The sequence below is a fragment of the Ruegeria sp. AE3 genome (genome assembly GCF_056542225.1).
Map to the genome: position 1 here is coordinate 832,194 of NZ_JBQFZL010000001.1, position 21,473 is coordinate 853,666.

At 56.6% G+C, this 21,473-nt stretch carries 19 protein-coding genes and 1 tRNA gene; 6 read left to right on the top strand and 14 right to left on the bottom strand.

The features are described 5' to 3' along the window. Positions 1 to 4: 4 nt before the first annotated feature. The 4 genes from ACR0NZ_RS04160 to ACR0NZ_RS04175 form a co-directional block, all read right to left on the bottom strand. Complete coding sequence (locus ACR0NZ_RS04160; protein WP_480517098.1) at positions 5 to 1,333, bottom strand: TRAP transporter large permease; 1,329 nt, start codon at positions 1,331 to 1,333, stop codon at positions 5 to 7. A gap of 11 nt (positions 1,334 to 1,344) precedes the next feature. Beyond that, positions 1,345 to 1,857 (bottom strand): TRAP transporter small permease, encoded by a 513-nt coding sequence (locus tag ACR0NZ_RS04165; protein WP_480517100.1) that lies wholly within the window; start codon positions 1,855 to 1,857, stop codon positions 1,345 to 1,347. 108 nt (positions 1,858 to 1,965) lie between these two features. Further along, the gene (locus ACR0NZ_RS04170) at positions 1,966 to 3,111 is read right to left on the bottom strand and encodes a TRAP transporter substrate-binding protein (protein WP_480472866.1); all 1,146 of its coding nucleotides are present in this window, start codon (positions 3,109 to 3,111) and stop codon (positions 1,966 to 1,968) included. 23 nt (positions 3,112 to 3,134) lie between these two features. Then, complete coding sequence (locus tag ACR0NZ_RS04175; protein WP_480517102.1) at positions 3,135 to 3,320, bottom strand: hypothetical protein; 186 nt, start codon at positions 3,318 to 3,320, stop codon at positions 3,135 to 3,137. Between the two features lie 134 nt (positions 3,321 to 3,454). Here ACR0NZ_RS04175 and ACR0NZ_RS04180 point away from each other — a divergent pair, with 134 nt between their 5' ends. The 3 genes from ACR0NZ_RS04180 to ACR0NZ_RS04190 all read left to right on the top strand — a co-directional run bounded on the left by ACR0NZ_RS04180 (position 3,455) and on the right by ACR0NZ_RS04190 (position 7,745). After that, positions 3,455 to 4,477 (top strand): LacI family DNA-binding transcriptional regulator, encoded by a 1,023-nt coding sequence (locus ACR0NZ_RS04180; RefSeq protein WP_480517104.1) that lies wholly within the window; start codon positions 3,455 to 3,457, stop codon positions 4,475 to 4,477. A 382-nt stretch (positions 4,478 to 4,859) separates the two neighbouring features. After that, entirely contained in the window at positions 4,860 to 6,080 is a 1,221-nt protein-coding gene (locus ACR0NZ_RS04185; RefSeq protein ID WP_480472873.1) for an APC family permease, read from the top strand. 48 nt (positions 6,081 to 6,128) lie between these two features. Then, positions 6,129 to 7,745 (top strand): MFS transporter, encoded by a 1,617-nt coding sequence (locus tag ACR0NZ_RS04190; protein WP_480517106.1) that lies wholly within the window; start codon positions 6,129 to 6,131, stop codon positions 7,743 to 7,745. On the opposite strand, the gene ACR0NZ_RS04195 is transcribed toward ACR0NZ_RS04190, so the two are convergent. The 7 genes from ACR0NZ_RS04195 to ACR0NZ_RS04225 all read right to left on the bottom strand — a co-directional run bounded on the left by ACR0NZ_RS04195 (position 7,746) and on the right by ACR0NZ_RS04225 (position 15,074). After that, a complete protein-coding gene (locus ACR0NZ_RS04195) occupies positions 7,746 to 9,338 on the bottom strand; it encodes a trypsin-like peptidase domain-containing protein (RefSeq protein WP_480493117.1) in 1,593 nt (530 codons plus the stop codon). Positions 9,339 to 9,528: 190 nt separating this feature from the next. Next, positions 9,529 to 9,602: transfer RNA gene (locus tag ACR0NZ_RS04200), tRNA-Gly, on the bottom strand. A gap of 69 nt (positions 9,603 to 9,671) precedes the next feature. Continuing rightward, on the bottom strand, positions 9,672 to 10,499 hold the full coding sequence (locus ACR0NZ_RS04205) for a polyphosphate kinase 2 family protein (protein WP_480472879.1): 828 nt from the start codon (positions 10,497 to 10,499) through the stop codon (positions 9,672 to 9,674). A gap of 125 nt (positions 10,500 to 10,624) precedes the next feature. After that, positions 10,625 to 11,680 (bottom strand): methyltetrahydrofolate cobalamin methyltransferase, encoded by a 1,056-nt coding sequence (locus tag ACR0NZ_RS04210; RefSeq protein ID WP_480472881.1) that lies wholly within the window; start codon positions 11,678 to 11,680, stop codon positions 10,625 to 10,627. A 9-nt stretch (positions 11,681 to 11,689) separates the two neighbouring features. Beyond that, a complete protein-coding gene (locus ACR0NZ_RS04215) occupies positions 11,690 to 12,616 on the bottom strand; it encodes a methylenetetrahydrofolate reductase (RefSeq protein WP_480517108.1) in 927 nt (308 codons plus the stop codon). Between the two features lie 25 nt (positions 12,617 to 12,641). After that, entirely contained in the window at positions 12,642 to 12,938 is a 297-nt protein-coding gene (locus ACR0NZ_RS04220; protein ID WP_209503861.1) for a virulence factor, read from the bottom strand. A gap of 249 nt (positions 12,939 to 13,187) precedes the next feature. After that, positions 13,188 to 15,074 carry a PhoX family protein gene (locus ACR0NZ_RS04225; RefSeq protein ID WP_480517110.1) on the bottom strand — a complete coding sequence of 629 codons (1,887 nt, stop codon included), beginning with the start codon at positions 15,072 to 15,074 and terminating at the stop codon, positions 13,188 to 13,190. Positions 15,075 to 15,252: 178 nt separating this feature from the next. Between ACR0NZ_RS04225 and ACR0NZ_RS04230 the strand changes: the two genes are divergently transcribed. Further along, entirely contained in the window at positions 15,253 to 16,365 is a 1,113-nt protein-coding gene (locus ACR0NZ_RS04230; RefSeq protein ID WP_209503859.1) for a Ppx/GppA phosphatase family protein, read from the top strand. Further along, on the top strand, positions 16,365 to 17,081 hold the full coding sequence (locus ACR0NZ_RS04235; RefSeq protein ID WP_480472889.1) for an RlmE family RNA methyltransferase: 717 nt from the start codon (positions 16,365 to 16,367) through the stop codon (positions 17,079 to 17,081). Before ACR0NZ_RS04230 ends, ACR0NZ_RS04235 begins: the two co-directional genes overlap by 1 nt. 2 nt (positions 17,082 to 17,083) lie before the next feature. On the opposite strand, the gene ACR0NZ_RS04240 is transcribed toward ACR0NZ_RS04235, so the two are convergent. The 3 genes from ACR0NZ_RS04240 to ACR0NZ_RS04250 form a co-directional block, all read right to left on the bottom strand. Continuing rightward, positions 17,084 to 17,275 carry a hypothetical protein gene (locus ACR0NZ_RS04240; RefSeq protein WP_480472891.1) on the bottom strand — a complete coding sequence of 64 codons (192 nt, stop codon included), beginning with the start codon at positions 17,273 to 17,275 and terminating at the stop codon, positions 17,084 to 17,086. An 87-nt stretch (positions 17,276 to 17,362) separates the two neighbouring features. Beyond that, a complete protein-coding gene (locus tag ACR0NZ_RS04245; protein WP_480517112.1) occupies positions 17,363 to 19,264 on the bottom strand; it encodes a cytochrome c3 family protein in 1,902 nt (633 codons plus the stop codon). Further along, positions 19,261 to 20,127, bottom strand: a complete 867-nt coding sequence (locus ACR0NZ_RS04250) for a YihY/virulence factor BrkB family protein (protein WP_480517114.1) — start codon at positions 20,125 to 20,127, stop codon at positions 19,261 to 19,263. The genes ACR0NZ_RS04245 and ACR0NZ_RS04250 overlap by 4 nt, the downstream gene beginning before the upstream one ends. Positions 20,128 to 20,298: 171 nt before the next feature. Here ACR0NZ_RS04250 and ACR0NZ_RS04255 point away from each other — a divergent pair, with 171 nt between their 5' ends. Continuing rightward, a complete protein-coding gene (locus tag ACR0NZ_RS04255) occupies positions 20,299 to 21,387 on the top strand; it encodes an AI-2E family transporter (protein ID WP_480472897.1) in 1,089 nt (362 codons plus the stop codon). Positions 21,388 to 21,473: the final 86 nt, after the last annotated feature.

A 21,473-nucleotide genomic window follows, 5' to 3' on the forward strand; every position in this document is an offset into this window, starting at 1 on the left:
GGTCCTATTGGTAGATTTCAGGTAACAATGTTGTCGACACGGCTGGCACGTAGGCGATCAGGATCACCACGATCAGCATGGTCAATACGAAAGGCACAGCTCGGGCGGCAATCTTCAGAATGGATTCACCGGTAATGCCAGACACGACGAACAGGTTCAGCCCAAGCGGCGGGGTGATAAAGCCCACTCCCAGTGCGGTGATCATCATGATGCAGAACTGGATCTCGTTCATGCCGATATTGTCAGCCAATGGTTTCAGGATCGGTGCCAGGATCACGATATTCGGTGTCGTCTCCATGACGCAGCCCGCTGCGATCAGGATGCCGATCATCAGCAGGATCAGCAGATACGGATCGTCTGTCAGCGAGGTCACCGAAGTGACAAACCCTTGCGGAACGCCCATGATCGCCAGCGCCTCGGCCAGCGGTGCCGAAAAGGCGATGATCGGCAGGATCACCCCGTTCACCTTTGCAGAGCTGACCAGCATCGACGGAAAATCTGCCAATGTCAGCGTACGCAGGATGAAGCCCATGATGATGGTGACGACAACAGCCGTGGCACCAGCCTCAGTCGGTGTCAGGCGCCCCGAGAAGATGCCATAAAAGATAATCCCCGGTACGATAAAGGCATACCAGCCGGACCTGAGCGCCTTGCCCAGATTGGCGAACCACTCCCCCATGGTCATCATTCCGCCGCCTTCGTAAGCATAAAGGCGGTTCATGATGATGTTGGTGATCAGGATCGACACCAGGATAGCCAGACCCGGGATCAGAGCGGCCAGAAAAAGCGTCGATGCAGAGATACCCAGCACAAGGCCAATGATGATATAGGCGATTGAGGGCGGTATCAGGATACCGGTGCAGGCACCGGCGGCGACCAGAGCACAGGCGTAGGGGCGCGGATACCCGCTTTCCACCAACCGGTTGATTGTCATCCGGCCGACCGCAGCAGCCCCGGCGGCATCCGACCCCGAAATCGCCGCAAACATTCCGCAGACCAGCACCGTGGCCGATCCGAAACCACCCTTGGCGAAGCATGTCAAAGCCTCGGCAACATCCAGAAACTTGCGTGACAACCCCGTCCGTACCAGAACATCCCCGGTCAGGATAAACAAGGGCACGGCAGTCAGGGCAAAAGCGTCGATGCCGGTAAACAGGCTCTCTCCGACAAGGCTGAGAGGAAGGTCACCGGACATGATCAGCATTACGATCGCAGCCGTTCCAATGGCCGCCCAAACCGGTACGGCCAAGGCGATCAGGGCAACAAACAGGATCACCGGCAGATAAAAATCCCAGCCCAGTTCAACGGTTTGATTGAGGGAGTTCCAAAGCATCCGGTTTCTCCTCAGTCAAACAGTTTGTCGCCTTCGAAGACGGGCGTGCCGTCGCGAAGGCATTTCAGATCGCGCAACAGGGATTGGATCAGTCGCCAGATCATCAGGGCAAACCCGGTCGGCACAGCCATCAGGAACCAAACCTTGGAAATCCGCAAACCGTCCGTAACGGAACCAAACTTGGCCGAAACGTGAACCGCTTCATACGACCAGTAGAGTGCGATGATCGCCACCATGAACATCACCAGATCGCCGAAGATATAAAGCAGCGCTTTGGGGCGCGGCCCGACATAGTGCATGATCACATCGATCCGGATATGGGCCCGCTCTTTCACCGCGGCAGCCGCACCTATCCAAGCCAGGTAGATAAAGGAATACCGTACGATTTCCTCGCCCCAGATCGAGGAATAGGCGAATATCTCGCGCCGCAGCACCTCGATGGCCATAGTGATCACCAGCATCACGTAGAACACCAGCAGCAACCAGCGTTCGGCGTTTCGGTCAATTTTCTGAAGAACGGTCATCTGATCCTCCGGCGATGGAACAGCCAGGTCCGCACCTGCCTTGTTGGGCCGCTGTTGGCCGCGCGGTACAAGAATCGTGGACGCCAGCAGGCGCCCACGGGTTTCACCTTAGGCGTCGTGGACGTAATATTTACCCTGCGTACCAGCCGCTTCGACCAGCTTCTCAAAGTTGTCCATCGAACCAGCCAGTTCCGTCTTGAACGGATCCCATTCCGAACGCTGATACCCACCGGCATCCTGCCATTCCGCCAGCTGATCATCGCTGAGCGAATGGAATTCAACACCAGCCTTGTTCAACTCGGCCATGGCATAGGCGCGGGCCGACGGAACCTTGGACAGGTTCTGATGACCAGTCATCTCGGCACCCCACATGATGCCTTCCTGCACGTCAGCAGGCATCGAGTTGAACCACTCCAGATTACAGGAATAAACCTGACTGTCCGGAACGGCCTGCGTGAAGGTCACATGGCTGAGGATGTCCTTGAAACCGAAAACATACAGCGCCCCTACCGACGGGTCGAGCGCGTCGGCAACACCCTGCTTGATCGCCGAAGGCGTTTCACCCCATGCGACAGGCGTCGGGTTGGCACCGACCATGCGATAGTATTGTTGCAGCATCTTCGATCCGGGAACGCGGAACTTGATCCCGCCCATATCTCCCGGGGTTATGACCGCATTGCCGCCCTGCCGGACTGCGACAACACGCGGATCGATATTCACGTAGAACAAGGCTTTGAAGCCTGCCGCCTCGACCTTGGGATGGACTTCGCTTTTCCACGTGTCTGAATGGACAAGGTTGGTGAAGCGCTGGTTCGACCCGCACAGATACGGCATGTTGATCAGGTCGACCGTGGACGCAAAAGGTGCAAAATTCGACAGAGAATGCTGCGCGGCCTGAATCGTTCCACCCTGTACTTTCTGCACCAGCGCGCCGCCCGCGCCTAGCTGGCCACCGGGGGCCAATTTGACATAGACCTTGCCGTTGGTGGCATTCTGGATGTTTTCCTTCAGGTCCAACTGCATGATGGGATAGCTGCGCGACGCGCCCAGCACATAGGCTGTTGCCACCGTCATAACATGGTCAGCGGCCTTCTCACGCTCACTCTCTTCTTTTGCGGTTTGCGCGGCGGCCTCTGAAGACCACAAAACACCCCCAGCCCCGGCAACCAATGCGGCTGTGAACGCGCCACTTGCGCTCAGCTTCAGAAAGTTGCGACGCTCTGCTGACGCCAGTTCAATCTTGTCGTTGTTCATGAATTGCCCTCCCAAGCAAAAGTTCAGCTGCCGTTCGTTGCGTTTCGGTCAGCTTCCTTTTTCAGAATTGCGACAACGAACAAAATCGACGCCGCGAACAGAACCAACATCTCTCCTACGTCGCCAAGAAACGCGCGGCCTGCGAAAGCACCCAAAGCAACGTTGGCGAAATAGATCGCGAAAACGACGGTAGATGCAGCAAGGACCATTTCCGGGACTCCCTTTCAGAATCGGCTCAACACCTTTGTAAGCGCTTACATCATTATTGCAAGCGCTTACATTGACCCTTTCATCATCTGAAAAATGCGATTAACTTAAGCCAACCAGAATTGAGAGTTCGAGAATGTCAAAACATCGGTCTGCTCCGACACTGGATGACGTTGCCAAGGCCGCGGGCGTTTCGACCGCGACAGTGTCCCGGTGTCTGAACAACCCGCAGCAAGTTGTTGAAGCAACGCGCAAGCGTGTCCTGTCGACGGTCGAAGAATTGGGGTACACGCCAAATTTCGCGGCCCGCGTGATGGCGGCCAAGCGGTCATTTACCATTGGCGCCATCATCCCAACCATGGAAAACGCTATATTCGCAAGGGGGTTGCAAGCGTTTCAGGAAGCGATACATCAGCGTGGCTACACATTGCTGGTCTCCAGTTCAGCCTATGAGCCCGAAGCGGAAAAGGATCAGATCCGAACATTGGTTGCACGGGGTGCAGACGGGCTGTTGCTGATCGGTCATGACAGGGACGCAGATATCTATGATTACCTGGATAGACGGAAAGTGCCCGCGCTGGTTGCCTGGTCCTTTCTGCCGGACAAACCTGTGCCGTCAGTTGGGTTTGACAACCGCAAAGCCATGAAAGCGCTGGCAGACCAGATCATCAGACAGGGGCATACGCGTCTTGCGACGATATCGGGTATCAGTTCGGGCAATGATCGGGCGCGGCTCAGGATCGCAGGGATAAAAAGCGCCATGGCTGACCACGGCTTGCAGCCGGATAACCTTATGGTGATCGAAACCACCTATGAATTCGAAAATGGCGCGACGGCGTTCAGGGATCTCATGGCGAGAGACACACCGCCGACCGCAGTTTTGTGCGGAAACGATGTTCTGGCTGTCGGCGCATTGAGACAGGCGCAAAAAATGGGGCTCCGAGTGCCCGAAGACGTGTCGATTACCGGCTTTGACGACATCGAAATCGCGCGCATTGTCAGCCCTGCCCTGACAACGGTTCACGTGCCCCACCGTGAAATGGGTCAAAAAGCTGCGCAGGAGTTGATACGGATGATCGAAACGAACTCTGCAGGCCAGTCTTTGGAACTTTCAACCCATTTGGTCACCCGAGACTCCTTGCTTGGCCGCATGCCCTAAGGCTCAGGAAGTTCGGCGATTTGTTCCCGAGTTTATTGCGTGTGAAAGGTGCACCGTTCTACGATTCAGTATGACGATCCCCTTTCATTGACCTGAATCAAGGCACGCAATACGACCACATAGTGAAGTACGAATATATCAACGGGCCCGACGCTCACCTGCCTGACCCCAAGCAAATTTACCGGTGATCAGTATTTCAACGGCGCAAAGGTTTCACTCCACGGGCGCGGCAAATGCGAGGCGCACTCTTCTGCCGACTACGCTCTGGCTTCTCGGGACCAAACGCACGTCAGTCACTCATATGATCGAGGCAACGGGACCAAGCAGAGAAACTTTAATGCCAACCCAAGACACGCAACGCATTCCAATTGGCGGATAGATGATGTCCATCGTTGAACAAAATACACCAAAGCTGCGACGGGCGCTGACGACCCCGCTGCTCACGCTCTATGGGCTTGGGGTAACCGTCGGCGCTGGAATATACGTGCTTGTTGGTGCGACGGCCGGGATTGCGGGCCCATTTGCCGCTGTTTCGTTCCTGATTGCCGCGCTTGTTGTTGCGCTGACTGCCCTGTCCTACGCAGAACTGGCAACCCGATATCCTGTGAGTGCGGGTGAAGCCGCTTATGTCGAAGCAGGGTTTCAGAAAAGCTGGATGGCCGTGCTGGTCGGTCTCGCCGTGGCCGCCTCGGGCATCATCTCGGCCTCGGCCGTGGCTATCGGGGCCGCGTCGTACCTTCAAACGCTTACAGGTTTAGGCATTTCAAGTCTGACAATCGGTGTAGTTCTGGTCATGGGGCTGATCGCCCTATGGGGGATCACGCAGTCGGTAATGGTGGCGGCGGTTATTACTGTCATAGAAATAAGCGGGCTACTCGTCGTTATTGGTTGGGGCCTGTCCCTTCCTGAGCCTCAGGGCTATGCGCTCACCCAGATGGTTCCCGGGCTGGACCCAAACGCCTGGAGAGGGATTTTTGCCGCTTCGCTTCTGGCGTTTTTCGCCTTTGTGGGTTTCGAGGACATGGCGAATGTCGCTGAAGAAGTTAAAGACCCCGCCGGAACAATCCCGAAAGCGATCCTGTTGACGCTTATTCTGGCCACGGTCTTGTATCTTGGTACGTCCATGACTGTTCTGTATGTGGTGCCGATCGATGTCCTTTCGACGTCCGCCGCGCCGTTGGCCCTGATTTTTACAGACGCGCCCGATGTTATCCAGCAGGGGTTTTCAGCCATTGCCATCGTTGCGACGATCAATGGTGTTCTGATCCAGATGATCATGGCATCCCGCGTGATTTACGGGCTCGCGGATCGGGATCATTTGCCAAAGTTTCTGGCTAAGGTGTCTCAGGTCACTCAGACGCCAACGGTAGCGACAATCATGGTCACGGCGATAATCCTGTTGCTGACACAAACGCTTCCAATCGCCATTCTGGCCGAGCGGACGTCGCAAATTGTTCTGGGAGTCTTTGTGCTGGTCAATCTGTCACTGATCCTTTTGAAGACCCGGGCTGAAACCGATGAACCGCAGTTCCGCGTGCCTCTTGTTGTTCCTCTCTTTGGGGTGGTGACCAGTTTGTTGCTTTTTGCATCCGCATTTCTGTAACCCTGTGTCATTAGGTCAAGGAAATCCTGCGATGCGATTTACGTGAACATGACCACTGACCAGCCTTCTACAAGAGTGCGGCTTTCTGCATGGTGGCATAGAACCTTTGTTGATCTGGCCCGACAGATGCAATGGTCCTACCTGCCACCGCTCATGGTCTATTTTGCCGCCGGTGTTTCTGGTCTGACATCGGTCGTCGGTGCCTTCTTTCTTAAGGACTACCTTAACCTATCCGCATCCTTTGTTGCCGGGCTGGCGTTTTGGGCCGGGCTTCCCTGGATCCTGAAAATGCCGCTGGGTCATATTGTTGATCTGTTTTGGCGGTGGAAGTCATTGCTGATCCTATTGGGGGCAACCCTGATCACCTTGTCCCTGCTCACCATGTACGGGCTTGTAGCCTTTCCCGGACATATGGCTGATGTCATGCCGCTGGAACATTGGTACATCATTGCCCTGCTCTTGGCGCCTTCCGGCTATGCCATTCAGGATGTTGTCGCCGACGCGATGACAGTCGAAGCCGTTCCAAAGATCAATCCCTACGGGCAGCCGTTTTCGCCCGAGGAAACCCGTGCACAGCATACAACAATGCAAACCCTGGGCAGGATCGCCATTTTCTCCGGTTTTGCAGCCGTTGCCGCGGTCAATATCTGGGTGTTCTCGGGAACCGAGGGCATGCAGAAATCAGACCGCCTTGCATTGTATGGCAACGTCTACCTGATCGCGCTTGTCATTCCACTGCTGTCCGTCAGCGGTGTGGTTTTGCACAGCTTGATACAGCGTCAACGTCTTCGCCAAGGTCATCCCCCTCATACCCATGACGAAACCACCGAGGTCAAATGGCCGATCCTGCTGGGCGGTCTCGCCTTTGTTGTATTGAGTATCGTGTTAGGAACATCGAATTTCCAACTCGCCCAGGAAACTATTTTTGCAGTCTCTCTGAGTGTGATCTTGTACCTGATGTCACGCTTAGTGAAGGAACTGAACCCAAATCAGGCAAAGGCCCTGATTGGTACGGCGATAATCATTTTCGTGTTTCGTGCGGTTCCTCTGCCCGGGTCGGGGTTGACCTGGTTCGAAATCGACGAGTTGGGGTTTGACGAGCAGTTCCTGGCAATCCTGGCGCTTCTGACGTCCCTGCTTGCATTGGTGGGGCTCATCGTCCTGAGACCGTTTATGGCCAACCGCTCGATTGCGCAGGTCGTCATCATTCTGACCATCGCGTCGGGGGTCCTCGCCCTGCCCAACCTAGCGCTGTATTACGGCGTGCATGAATGGACATCTGCGCATACCGGCGGGATCGTAGACGCAAGGTTCATCGCAGTCCTCGACACCGCAGTTGAATCTCCGCTGGGTCAAATCGCGATGGTTCCGATGCTGGCCTGGATCGCACGTAATGCTCCTGTGCATCTGAAGGCAACTTTCTTTGCCGTCATGGCATCATTCACCAACATGGCATTGTCGGCCAGCAGTTTGGCAACGAAATACCTGAACCAGATTTTCGTGGTGTCGCGCGCGGTAACCGACCCGGAAACCGGTGTCGTCACATCGATTGCCGATTACGGCCAACTTGGGCACCTGTTGATCGCCGTGGGCCTGATTTCTGTGATCGTTCCGTTGGTGGTCGTATTCCTTGTTCAAAAATCGCCGTTCCAGACCAACGACTGATTACTGGCTGACAGTTTCTCTCAGCAAGGTTTTTAGGTGCAAAACCGGAACCCCGATGTTCGAGCCCCCAAACTCTGGCAGGATCGCGGCGTTAATCGCGACCACCTCTCCCTTGCGGTTCAGGGCCGGCCCTCCGCTTCCTCCTGACGTTGTTTCCGCGTCATAAACGACTGCACCCGGGCTTGTCTGCGCCACAATTCCTCGGCTGGCGAGAGGTTGAACCTGGTTTTGCGCAGATAACCGTGCGGCGATCGTCCAGAAATTGACGGACCCGTCTTTTTCGAGCGTATTCAGAAACTCCGGCCCCGCCTGCGCAATTAATGATTTCAGGCCAGTAGGATACCCCAGCAGAAAGACTTCGTCACCGCTTCGTGGAAGATCTTCCGCCAGTGGCAATCCCAGCCCCTCGATACGGTTTGGATCAACCGACAAAAGTGCCAGATCAGCGGTTTCACTGAACCGGTCCAAAGTAGCCTCGATCGGATCGGTCTGACCTGGCAGATAGGCCAGCAACCGAAGCATCTCGGCCTCAAGACCTGCGTTTTTCAGTGCCTGAGCTTGGTCGCCGGATGTCCAGGGCAAGGCAACGTGGCGGTTGGTGGCCATCAGCGGCGTACCCTCCAGCAGAAATCCGGTGCCAGTGAACTGGAACTCCGCGGGCTCGCCTGTTGCGTCCGGTTCGATCCAGGGTTGTCCGAAGGGTGTTTGCAACTTCTCTCCGTTCGGCCCCAACACGTGGCGCAGCAGTTTACCGCTTTCGATATGACGCAATCCGTAGGCGCCCTGAATGAAAGCCACGGATTGAGTAGAGGCGGTGATGACCCGCGTAGACGCCCCCGCGCGTTGTTCAAGGGTACCCAACCGCTGCTCGGTTGATATCAGCTGGTTCTGAAAGGCTTCCCTCAACGCCACAAGGTCTTCGGGGGTTAGAACATCTTCCCGCGTCTGGCTAAGCATGGTCGCCACAGCTTCAATCTTGCGAGCTTCCTGTTGCAGGCTGTCGGCCAGTCTCCGGTCGTTTTGATAAAGCAGGAACAGCAGACCTGCGATCAGCGCAATCGCGGCTACTACCGTAATCCTGAAGAACATAGTGGTTTGAGAAACAAGCCTTCGCCCACTCTCACGCAGCGCACCCGACATTCTTTGGGCAAAGGGTCGGCGACTTGACCGCGCATAGGCATAGGCGTCGCTCAGGATATCCTCGACCGTATGACGGATGGGAAACCTCTGAGTACATATGCGGTATCGGGAGATCGGGCCCAATTCGCCAAACTCGATCATGTCGCCGTGTTTCAGCGTTGCCGACACAATCTTGTGGCCATTGACCCAGATGTCTTGCCCTGCCAGCGCGTTGAGCACATAGCCCCCCTCGGTCCACTGAAGCGTTGCGATATCTTCGTCATGGGGCGGTGTGTTGTCTTTCAGGCGTAGGCCTAGCGCACGGCCTTCGCCAACTGAAACAGTCAATGCGCTGTCGACAAGCCAGGAAACCGTTCCACGGGACGGGCCGGTCAGGCTCTCCAGAAAGGCATGAACATCACCTGCGCAAGGCTCTTGGGGGGTTCTCGTGCCGGTCTGATCAATTTCCCGCATAGTTGGGCTCTGCTCAACAGTGATGGGGTCACTCTATCATAAGACGCCCGGAATCCTACTAATCGCAAGGGGGATGCCCCAAACCGGAACTATCTACAGGCATAAATCAATTTGGTGGAACGTCCCGAAACGACCCCCATGCCTGCCAGAGCAGGCCTTCACCGGAAATCGCCGTCTGACCTGAGAGTTCTGGAGCGGGTAGCGGGAATCGAACCCGCGCGTTCAGCTTGGGAAGCTGACAGGCTACCATTACATCATACCCGCCGCACCTCTGAGATATAACCAGAGTTCCCTGACGCGCAAGCCGGATCGTTTCAGCTCGCCCGGAAAACATCACTCAGTCCGCGCACGAAGACTGTCGATCAGCGAGTCTTCAACATCCAAAGCCTGGATGGCCGCCTCAAGCGTACGGCTGTCCAGATGTTGCGGGTTCAGATCGACCCCTGCTGAAAACGCTTTGACAATGGCCTTCATGGCGCTGATGCGCGCATATCTTTTGTTATTGGCCGGTATTACGTGCCACGGCGCCAGATCGGTTGACGTCCGGGCCAGCATTTCATCCACGGCGACCTCGGTAACATCCCATTTCTCGCGATTCCGGAAATCCTCGTATGTCAGCTTCCAGCGCTTCAACGGGTTTCTGAGCCGTTCTGTAAACCGCTGCATCTGTTCATCTTCAGAGATGTGGAAGAACAGCTTGACGATCCGGGCACCATCGTCGACCAGCATGCGTTCGAAATCATTGATTTCCTGATAGGCAGCGCGCCAGCGCGTTTCCGGGGTCAGGTTCTCGATCCGCTCAACCAACACGCGCCCGTACCAGCTGCGGTCAAATGCTGATATCGCTCCGGACGGTGGCAAACGTTCCCAAAACCGCAGCAGGTAATGCCGGTTGAGGTAGTAGTTCCGGGGTGCCCCAATTGGCCAGACCTTAAAGCTGCGCGGGTCCAGAGCCTGGCTGATCCTGCGAATGGTTCCCCCCTTGCCTGCCGCATCCCAACCCTCGAACACCAGCACACCCTTTAGCCCGTGAAACAGATAAGCTTGCTGAATCCTGGCCAGTTTGGCCTGAAGATCAATCAGTTGCTCGAAATACTCCTTTTTGCCCAACCGCTTGGTCAGATCCGCTTCTGAGAGTTTCGGGGGGTGATGTTTGCTCATCGTGCCACCTGATCGTTGCGTCCCGGAACAGGATATCCTGAACCATTACGCAAAATCGACATTGATCAGGGTCAAACGAAAAGGCCGGGCGCAGTGCCCGGCCTTAGCTGTCTTTGTTGATGCAATCAGGCGCGGCGACGACGGCCACCGCCGCGACGACCACTGGCTGCGCCACCAGCCTCGTCAGGTGATTTGTTGAACCGGATCCACTCACCACCATGCGGGTCGTTGTTGGTCAGCAGGTTGGCAGCGCGGATGGCCTCCATCTCTTTTCCGGCGCGCGGCTTGGTGGAGCCCAGGCCGAACATCTGAACGAACGCCTCGTCATCCATACCTTCTGGCAGAATGATGCCAGCTGCGGCAAGGGCTTCTTTTTTCTCGGCAATTTTTGCCTGCGTCACTGGCAGAGCCACCGGGTTCATAATCGCCGAGGTCATGCCGGCACCCATTGCCATCGGCAGGAAGGCATTGTTGATGCCGTGGCGGTTCGGCAAGCCGAACGAGATGTTGGATGCGCCACAGGTGGTGTTCACACCCAGTTCCTCGCGCAGGCGGCGAACCAAAGCAAACACCTGCTGACCAGCTGTTGCCATCGCGCCAATCGGCATGACCAGCGGGTCAACAACGATGTCATGCGCGGGGATTCCAAAATCGGCAGCACGCTGAACGATCTTTTTGGCCACTTCGAAACGGACATCGGGGTCTTCCGAAATACCTGTGTCGTCGTTCGAGATTGCCACAACAGGAACATTGTATTTTTTGACCAGCGGCAGAACCAGTTCCAGGCGCTCTTCCTCACCGGTGACCGAGTTCAGCAGCGGGCGACCTTCCGCCGCCTCAAGACCCGCCTCCAGAGCACCGGGTACCGACGAGTCGATACACAGCGGAACTTCGACCAGACCCTGTACCAGCTCAACGATCTTGCGCATCAGTGGCGGTTCGGTCTCGTTCGGGTTGGGGTTCGAGTTGTAGACGACGCCCGCGTTGATATCCAGAACGGTCGCGCCCGCCATCACCTGCGCCAGCGCATCCTTCTCGACGGTCGAGAAATCGCCTGCCTCCAGTTCGGCCGCCAGCTTTTTCCGACCGGTCGGGTTGATCCGCTCTCCGATCACGCAGAACGGTTCATCAAAGCCCAGAACGGCAGTTTTTGTTTTTGATTCTAAGACTGTACGGGTCATGTCCGTTCCTTAGGAGTTTGCAGGCTGCGCCGAGGCACCGCCATTATTGATCGCCCAGTTGGCGTTGGTTTTGATCCCGCCCAGCGGGAAGAAGTGCACGTTGGTGATGTTGAAATCCGGGTTGGCCGCTTTGTGGTTGGCCAATTCAGTCACAACATCGTTCGGTTCATAGGGCAAGAGAAGCTTCGACACATCCATGGCGCGTTTTTGCAGAACTTTCAGCGACGGGCCGACGCCGCAAGCAATTGCGAACTTGATCAGGGTCTGCAGTTTGGCCGGACCGGCGATACCAATGTGGATGGGCAGGTCGATACCTACCTCTTTCAGACCATCCGCCCAGGCGATGATCGGCTTGGCATCGAAGGCAAACTGAGTTGCCAGGGCCATCTCGGCATCCGTGGTTTCGTTGAATTTCTGTTTCCAGCGCAGGGCGTCATCGACGTTCTTGGTGGACCCATCGGGATCGATGTCCCTGTTACCCTCGGGGTGACCGGCAACATGAAGACGCTTGAACCCTGCCTTGTCAAACAGACCGGTTTCCATCAGCTGCATGGAACTGTCGAAATCGCCATGCGGTTTTGTCACACCACCGGCCAGCAACAGCGCCTGCTCGACGCCCGCCTCGCCCTGGTACATCGAGATCCAGTTTTCCAACGTCGCCGCATCCTTGATGATCCGCGCCGGAAAGTGGGGCATGACAGGATAGCCTTCGGCTGCAATCCGCTTGGCTGTCTTGACCATATCTTCAATCGGGGTGCCCTCGATATGGGCAATGTAGACGCGTGTGCCCTCGGGCAGCAGCGCGCGGAAATCCTCGACCTTTTCGGCAGTCCGCGGCATGACCTCGATCGAATAGCCTTGCAGGAAGGCTTCGACAGTCGGGTTCACAGGGCTGTTTTCGACCACATCACGTTTCTTGAAGTTCAGCAAAGCCATTGAGGCCTCCCATTAAGATCCGGGCTTATGCCCAACCGTCATTTGCGATCAGCGCTTTGATGCGGTCCTGATCGTATTCCTTTTCCAGACGCAGGGCCTCGGCCTCGGCTACTTCTGCCGGGTCGCCATCAACCGCAAAAGGCTCGGCCTTGCGCCATTCGGCCAGATAGGCATCACTGTCCTTGGCGTTTACCTTCATGGCGGCGCGGTCGATGGCTTGCTCGAACCGTTCTTCCAGTTGCCGCTTCGCGCCGCGACGGCCTTTGCCGACGATGACCTGAGCGGGAATGTCGCGCCAGTACACGATGGTGACGTCAGGCATTACTGTGATTCCTCCTAACCCGATGGGCCGGTTCTAAACTTCAATGTGGGGATTGGTCGGTCGGTTTTCGACACCCGGCGCTTTTCAAGCGACGTTTTCGCCCACGGTGGCGTGGCGGGGTTTTAACCCGTCTCGCGGCAAAAACGCATACCAAAATTCTCATTGTCACTATGAGAGCATTGCATAATGAACAAAAAGCCCCGGACGGCATGACCCGCCCGAGGCTTGTTTCAACGCGTCTTGCCAAGGTTAACCGACCAACCCACCGTCTTCACGAGTAACCGCAATGATGGCTGAACGTGGAACCGAGTTACCACCGTCGGGCCAGTGGCTATTACCGTCTTCACCGGGGTGTTGAATACCAACAAACATGGTGCGGCGATCCGGCGACCAGCTGAGCCCAGTGATCTCACACTCGTTCGGGCCAACCAGAAAACGACGGATTTCACCGGTAACCGGGTCGCCTGCCAGCATCTGGTTGTTCCCCTGCCCTTCGAAGTCGCCCTCGTTGCTGTATTTGCCGTCGGTCTGGATCCACAGCAGGCCGTTGCTGTCAAACTTCAGACCGTCGGGCGAGTTGAACATGTTGTCGGCGTTGACATTGTCCGAACCGCCATACGCATCCTGATGCACGGTCGGGTTTCCGGCCAGTACATACAGGTCCCATTCGAAACCCGATGCGCCATGGTCTCCGCCTTCAGGGCGCCAGCGCACGATCTGACCGTATTTGTTCGCCTCGCGCGGATTCGGCCCGTTGACCGAAGTGTCGTCGCCACCGGCATTCGGTTTCACACCGCGGTTCTTGTTGTTGGTCAGGCAGCAATAGACCTCGGGCGCGTTCGGGTTGGCCGCAACCCATTCCGGGCGGTCCATGGTGGTCGCGCCAACAGCCGATGCTGCTTGCCGCGTATGGATGCAGATTTCGGCCTGCGACGTCATACCAGTTGTTTCGGGGGTCAGGTCCAGCCACTCACCAGTCCCGTCGTCGTTGAACTTTGCAACCGACAACGTACCGTTCTCAAGCAGCGCATGCGTGTCCACCCCAGCGGCATAAAAACCTTCCGAGACAAAGCGGTACAGGAACTCGCCCCGTTCATCATCACCCATGTAGACAACGACACGACCGTCATTGTTTACAATGGCCTCGGCGTTTTCGTGCTTGAACCGACCGAGCGCGGTCAGCTTACGAGGGGTCGAGGTCGGCTCGGTCGGATTGATTTCGACAACATAGCCTGCGCGGTTCGGCTCGTTAGGGTTTTTCGAGACGTCGAAACGCTCGTCAATTCCGGCCCATCCGTATCCCCAGTCCTTGGACGAAACGCCGTAGCGCTGAAGTTCGGCGCTGACCTCATGTTTTTCGTCCTCAGTCGAGAAGTAACCATTGAAATTCTCTTCACAGGCCAAATACGTCCCCCATGGGGTCATGCCATTACCACAGTTGTTCCAGGTGCCTTTACAGATGGTGCCTGTCGGATCGGCGGCAGTTTTCAGCAGATCATGGCCAGCGGCAGGCCCCGTCAATGACATGTCTGTCTGCGGCGTGATGCGGCGGTTATACGAGCTATCCTTGACGATGCCCCATTTGCCGTCGGTAACCGCAATCTCGACCACCGTCACACCATGCGCCATCATGCCTTTGGCGACATCGTCATCCGAGGCGGCTTTGGCGTCCGGGTTGTTGCCCCAAAGGATATCGCGATTGGTGTATTCGTTGTTCACGACCAGTAGAACGTGACCCTCGTGCAAAAACACATCCTGACCGTCGGTGTTATCACCAAATGCGCGCTCTTGGCTGGCAGCGGTTCCACGGGTGGCCGGATCAAATTCGGGCACATCAGACCAAAGCGGGTCGCCCCAGCGCACCATCACCTCGGCCTTGTAGCCCGGCGGCACGATGACGTCATCGGCAGTTGACGCCGGAATCGCCTCAAAGGCAAATCGATCTGCGGCTGCGCGCGCACCAGTTGGAAGCAGCGACCCACCCAAAGCCGTGAAACTTCCCATCGCCAATACGCCACCTAAAAATCCACGACGTGACAAGGCACGCTCAACGACGCGGTCAAACTCACATTCCTCTGGGCGCGGATTCACCACTTCATCGAATTCGTCAAAGGTCAGGACACGTTCATCTTTCATGGCAGGCTCCGTCTGCGGCTGATTGCGATCAAGAATCCCTCAACCGGGATCAAAGATCAAATCGCACCTCAGTATGAACGACGTGTGACATCCAGACCAAATTCGAAATGGAAATCGCTTGCACGTCGACGACGCCCCGCCTAGGGTCAAATCAACTCGAAAATCGGAGGGCGTTACGATGGCGCCCAAGCGTCCCAAAGGTGCGGGCGCGTTCCCGAAAGCGGTCGAAAGCCCCGCGCCGGCAAGACCCGATCCGGATGCCCTGTATGCGGCTCTGGATTTGGGAACAAATAGTTGCCGCATGTTGATAGCCCAGCCCAAGGGCAGCGGGTTTCATGTGGTTGACAGCTTCTCCAAGTCCGTGCAGCTGGGCGCGGGTCTGGAACGCACCGGACGTCTGTCGCGGGCGTCGATGGCACGCACCGTTCAGGCGCTGCGAATCTGTCAACAAAAGCTGAAGCGGAACAAAGTAAAACGGATGCGTCTGATCGCAACCGAGGCCTGCCGCCGCGCCAAGAATTCCCGCGAATTCATCCGACAGGTCAAACGCGAAACCGGACTGACGCTTGAAATCATCCAACCCGAAGAAGAAGCCCGTTTGGCGGTGATCTCCTGCGCCCCGCTGGTGTCCACCAAGACCGAACAGCTGTTGGTTGTCGATATTGGCGGCGGTTCGACCGAGCTGGTCTGGATCGACATTTCGTCCGTCCCTCGCCGTGACCGCCCGGCTGCGATCATGCGTTTGCACAACGGATTTCACACGGTCGACAGCCCTTTTCCGGCTGCAAAAGTTGTAGACTGGATCAGCGTACCGCTGGGTGTTGCCACGTTGCGGGATCAGTTCAATGACGTCGAAAACGACGCCGCTCGCTTTGCATTGATGAGCTGGTTTTTCGAAGAAAACCTGGCCGATTTCGCACCTTACAAAGATGAACAGACCCGCGAAGGTTTTCAGATCGTCGGCACCAGCGGAACTGTCACAACGGTTGCTGCATCGCATCTTGGCCTGAAGCGCTATGACCGGACCAAGGTTGACGGGCTGCGCATGACCAGTGATCAGATTGACAAAGTGATACGCGGGTATTTAGAACTCGGCCCTCATGGGCGCCGCCGGGATCCTCGGATTGGTGAAGACCGGCAGGCCCTGATCATGTCCGGCTCAGCCATTTTGCAGGCATTGTTGCGCTGCTGGCCCACTGATCGCCTTTCCGTGGCAGATCGGGGGCTACGCGAAGGCCTGCTTTATGCACAGATGAGCGCGGACGGGGTACTGGAAGACGGACCGTTCTGATGGCGAAGACACCAACTGGCAAAAACAACTCGGGGCGCGGTCAGCGTGACCTGAAGGTAAAGGTAAAAACCGCACGTGGTCGCAAGCTGAGTTCGACCCGCTGGCTCGAACGACAGCTGAACGATCCCTATGTCAAGCGCGCCCAGACCGAAGGATACCGGGGGCGGGCGGCGTACAAGATTATGGAGCTTGACGACAAGTTCCGCTTTCTCGTACCCGGAGCACGGGTTGTTGACTTGGGGTGCGCGCCCGGTGGCTGGTGCCAGGTCGCAGTCAAACGGGTAAACGCGCTTGGCGAAAAGTCAGGAAAACGGATCGGAACGGTGCTGGGCATCGACTTGCAGGAAGTGGAACCGGTTGCGGGTGCCGATACCCATGTGCTGGACTTCATGGAGGATGACGCCGACCAGAAGGTCAAGGACTGGCTGGGTGGCAAAGCGGATGTGGTGATGTCAGACATGGCAGCGGCGTCCTCGGGTCACAAGCAGACCGACCATCTTCGGATCATCGCACTGTGTGAAACTGCGGCCCATTTCGCGTTTGACGTGCTGGAAGAAGGTGGCACATTCGTAGCCAAGGTTCTTGCCGGCGGTGCCGAGGGCGATTTGCAAAAACTTCTGAAGCAGAAATTTCAGAAAGTGGCGCATGTGAAACCGCCCGCATCACGTTCGGACAGTTCAGAAAAATTTGTTGTGGCAACCGGGTTTCGCGGCTGAACTTAATCTTCCAATCGGATACGGTTCCCGGTCAGCCGTTGTTCGCGCAGCGACGTCGCGGCCATACCCTGCAACATCAGTGTATCCCCGTGCGAAACATATACAGGCTCGCGATTGCGCAGCTCTTCAATGCGCTGCGCCAGCGTAGCGGGGTTCGTCCCGGTTGCTTTCTGTCTTGTTGAATCCGCGGACATACATCACCTCAAAACAGCAAATCTGAAATGCTGTTAGCGTGAAATTTTGCCGTGAAGTTGGAACAAATCGGGCAAACCTGTGCCGGATCAGGGCCCCAGTTGTTGCAGCAATTGCAGCAAGGCCGGGTCATCGGGCAATCTGCCCAAGGCTTCTCGCAGGGCGATACGTGCGGCTTCCGGGCCGCGATTGATCTGTGCCAGCTGCACCACCATGGGCCACGCTTCGGCGCGCTGAGGATCCAGCGCTACAACCTCGCGAAATGCCCGTTCGGCAGCCGGGGCGTTGCGCAGCGTCAAGGCCATCCCCCCCAGAACCAGATGTGTTTCCGGGGCATCCAGCCTGTTCGAGATCGCCGCCTGCCACTCGGCCATCCCCTCCCCGGCCAGATCCTGTTGCTGAGATGTCAGAGCTTGAAGAGGGATACTCAGAAATTCCTTGGCGGCGGCTATGCGAACGTTGCGAAAAGGATCAGACAAAAGGGGCTCTAACCTTTGCGCACGATCCGTTGGGCTCGCCTGACGCTGCAAGGCTGCTGCATTTGCGCGTATCAGCGGATCGTCTTCCTGCAACAGTGGCGCTGTATACGCGGCAACCTCAAGCGAGCCAAAAGGTTGCAGCAGATACGCTGCTGTTGCCCGCACGATAGCGGGTTGCGAGGGGTCCGTTGCGACAGCAATCAAACCCTCTGGCGTGTTCAAATGGCCATCGGCAGCAGCTTTGAACACCGTGCCATAATGCGGGGCCCGATTGGCTGTGTCAGGAAACCAGCCTTTGATCCGGCTGGCAGCCCAGACCTGATCCTTATTCTGGTGGCAATCAGTGCAGGCATCAGCCCCCAATCCCAAATCCGGTCGCGGCACGCGAAAGCTGTGATCCCGGCGACCGTCCACGCCCATATATGTACGTTCGATCATGTGGCAGCTTTTGCACTGGGCACCCGCGCTATCCGTAACGTGATGATGGTGATTGGGTGTATCGTATTCCTGTTTCGCCAGCGTCGGGAAATCAGGGTTTCCGGCCGTGGAATGACATTGGGTACAAATACCGTTGCCTTCGGCCTTCAACTGCGCACTGTGTGGCTCGTGGCAGTTCATGCACCCGACCCCTCGGGCATACATTTTGGATTGCAGGAATGAGCCGTAAACGTAGACCTCATCCAGTATCTGCCCGTCCGGATGATACGAACCGGGCCGCAACACAGCCAGGTTATAGGCATCATGATACGAGGTTCCCGGCAAAGGGTTTCCGTTGCCATGTGCCTCGCGCCGCGAATGACACCCGGCGCATTGCTGGATCTCGGCCTCGGTCTGACCTTTTCCCCAGCTCATCGAAAAGCCTGTATCACTCAGCCCCTCAGTAACGCTCTGCCCTTTGGTCCAATCGATATGAGCTGACCCCGGTCCATGGCAGGCTTCGCAGCCAACACCAATCTCGGCCTGTCGGGAAGAGTATGTTCTGGATTGCGCGTCGTAGTTCTTTTCAAACCCTGTGGCGTGACATTCGGCGCAGCGCGCGTTCCAGTTCTTGTAAGGGCCCGTCCAGTGCAGCCCGTCTTCTGGTGGCAGATCCTGATCGGGGTATAAGTGATACCAGCGCTTCTGCTCGGTATCCCAAACCACATCAAAGCTTTGCAACCGCCCCGGTTCGGTTTCAAACAGATATTGTTGCAGAGGTGCGATTCCAACGACGGAATGCACATCATATGCCGTCGTCGCTCCGTCTTTTTCCGTTACACGAGCTGTGAACTTGTCTGCCTGTTTAGTAAATTCAACCGTCATCCCGTTCTGCACGAACCGGGTTCCATCGAAATCGGCGACCAGATGGCCGTCGCCAACTTCCGTCCAGGCCAAGGCATGATGAGACGAAGCCCATGCCTCGGCCTCGTGCTGATGGCAGTCTGAACACCGATCTGAGCCCACATATTCCAGTGATTGCGCCTGCCCTTCACTTGCGAGGGTTAAACAAGCCGCCAGAATGGCAAATCTCATGCCATATCTCCTTCAGCGGCGTTCCGAAGGTCGATCAATGCGCCGTTGTATTCAGCGCCAAGGATCAGCATCGCAGAACACAGATACAGGAAAATCAGCGCGGCCATTGCCCCGGCCAAACCCGCATATGTGGCACTGTAGGTGGCGAACTGGCTGATATAGACTGAAAATGCCCATCCGCCAGCTGCCCACAAAACCAATGTCAGTATGACGCCGGGCAGGATTTGGGTCAGGCTGTGCCTGCGGGTTGGCAGAATTAGATGTGCCAGCAGGACAGTGCCTGCCGGAACGGCCACGGTAAACGTCCACCGCAGGCGATCTACGGACAGCCAGTCCGCTACCGGAGCTTCGGTATGCTCTGCCACCAGTTTCGTGTAGACCGGCAAGACCACCTCGACCGTTGCAATAACAAGGATTGCCGAACCGCCAAGGATAACCAGGACCAGACACAAAAGCCGGGTTTTCCAAAAAGGCCAACTGTCCTGATCGTGATAGGCCTGATTCATCGCTGCGCGTACTGCGGCAACCCCGTTGGAAGCAAAGTAGATCGCAAGCAGGCCACCCAGCGTAATCACACCCGACCCCGCCCCGGCCAGAACCGCACGCAGCTCGGCCACGATCGGGTCGGCAACATCCCTGGGCCATGCCCCGAACAGCAGATCAATCAGCTCATCGGTAACATAGTCCTGCGACAATGCCCCTGCCAGCGCCACGGTGAACAACACAAAGGGAAACAGGGCCATCATCAGCGACATGGCGACATGGCTGCTCATGACAGGTCCGTTTTTCCTGACGAACCGGCGAAGTGCCAGCCATAACGCCTGAAGCGGGCGGCCAAATGGGGGAATCGTGGGTTTTGTCATCCTGCAACCCTAACCCGCCGAAATAAAACACAGAACCCGTCATCGGTATCAAAGTGACAAAAGCCGGTCTGCAAACCGCTGACTGCATTGCTAAAACCGGAATGCAGGTGCAGGATTGGGCAAAGCGGGACGATCACTAGCCTGCTTAAGAACAGATAAACAGGATACTGAATGATCCCGGATCAGGAAGATTTCACGGCTCGCCCCAGGCTAAAACTGTCTGTTGTCCGCGACACCTGCATTATCGCGGCGCTGATGGTGCTGGGGCTTTATGCGGGAGCGAACTTCCTGATCCCGCTTGCCATGGCACTGCTGGTCAACGTTCTGATCATTGCGCTGAGCGACCGCGTCGTCGCGCTAACCCGCGCTCCAGTCTGGCTGGCAAATATCGCTGGTGTGACCATCGTTCTGGCGGGTTTGTTCATGATCATGTACGTGCTGGGCAGTCAGGCAACGCAGTTTGCACGGTCCGTCAGCACGTACGAAAACCAGTTCGACGGGGCGGTTGAGCGCATAACCGGTCTTGTCGGCAACGACGTCACCACTTTCATCCGCGACAATCTGGTCAGCATCGACATGACCTATGTCGCACGCCTGTTGCTGGGCAGCGCTACGTCTCTACTGAACCAGTTCTTTCTGATCAGCCTCTATGTCGCGTTCCTGATGGCCGAGCGTCTGGCCTTTCGCAAGAAAATTCAACTTGCGGCTGGCGACCCCCAAACTGGCGCTGATTTTGCGACCATGCTTGATGCCATATCGATCAGCCTGCAACGATATGTTGGGGTTAAGACCCTGATCAGCCTGATCACAGCGGGCATCAGTTATTTTGTATTCAGGGCCCTTGGTTTGGAATATGCGGAAACCTGGGCCGTTTTGACCTTTGCTTTGAACTTCATTCCTTCGATCGGGTCGATCATAGCGGTGTTTTTTCCGGCCATGATCGCGCTTGTTCAGTTTGATACGATCGTTCCGTTTCTGATCATCTTATTTGGGTGCGGCACCCTTCAATTCCTGATCGGTAACTTCCTTGATCCGGCCATGCTGGGCCGCTCGCTGAACATGTCGACATTCCTTGTCATTCTGGCGCTGACATTCTGGACAACTGTCTGGGGCCTGATCGGCGCTTTCCTGAGCGTGCCACTGACGGTCTGTATTCTGATCGTGTTCAGCCACATCCCTGCTTTACGCCCGGTCGCGATCCTGATGTCTCTGGACGGCCAATTGGGCGAGGAGGACGGTCAGGCGCGTGCTAATAACTGAACTGCGGCGTGGCGTAGGCTTAAGTTCGTCGGGTGCCGTACACAGCCGCCAGCCTGTCCGCGTATGTTGGACCGCATACCGGTGTC